Below are 906 nucleotides of genomic sequence, written 5' to 3' on the forward strand. Positions count from 1 at the left end.
AGAGTCGGTTTCGAAACTCATGATGATCGAGCCAATCGGCGAATGATCAGCATGGCAGATGCGGCGTAGAGGAAGGCTGCGGCGGAATTGACGGTGGCCTCGAAGTCCTTTGCCAGCCGTCTGTTACGATTGATCCAGGCGAAGAACCGCTCCACCACCCACCGCCTTGGCAGAACGACGAAGCCGACCTGATCCGGCTTTTTCCTGACGATTTCGACGAGGATGTTCGTAGCCGCCGTGACCCGCTCGTGGTTGTATCCGCCATCGGCCCAGACGTGCTTGATGAAGGGGAACAAAGGGCGTGAGACCTGAAGCAACGGGCCACCGCCGTCGCGGTCTTGAATGTTGGCGGGGTGCGGTTCGACAAGCAGCGCCCGCCCATCGGTGTCGACCAGCGCGTGGCGCTTGCGGCCGTTGATTTTCTTTCCGGCATCATAGCCGCGAGGCCCGCCGGATTCGGTTGTTTTGACACTTTGGCTGTCGATGATGGCCGCCGATGGGCTGGCGTCACGGCCGACACGTTCGCGGTCAGCCATGACCAAGGCGTGGTTGAGCTTCTCGAACACCGAGGTGTCACGAAAGGCCGCGAACCAGCGATAGACGGTCGGCCAAGGTGGAAAATCCAATGGCAAAAGCCGCCAGGCGATGCCGCCGCGCAACACGTAGAAGATTGCGTTGACGATCTCGCGCATCGACCAGGCACGTGGACGGCCCGATTTCCGGGCGGCGGGAAGATGATGTTCTATCAGGCTCCACTCCGCATCCGTCAGATCGGTCTGGTATCGAACTGTCGGACGGCTATGTTGAATACGGGTGGTCGGGGTCCACATGAGAATCTCCAGGAAGGTCGCAATTCCTTGGAATCACGTGAACCTCGGCCCCTCAACTCCTTTCGAAACAGCCTCT

General features: G+C 59.8%; 1 protein-coding gene. It reads right to left on the bottom strand.

The window, feature by feature from the left end:
- Nucleotides 1-17: 17 nt before the first annotated feature.
- Nucleotides 18-830 carry an IS5 family transposase gene (locus AC07E3_RS21440; RefSeq protein WP_157020159.1) on the bottom strand — a complete coding sequence of 271 codons (813 nt, stop codon included), beginning with the start codon at nt 828-830 and terminating at the stop codon, nt 18-20.
- Between the last annotated feature and the right edge of the window lie 76 nt (nt 831-906).

The sequence above is a fragment of the Nitratireductor lacus genome (genome assembly GCF_056431025.1).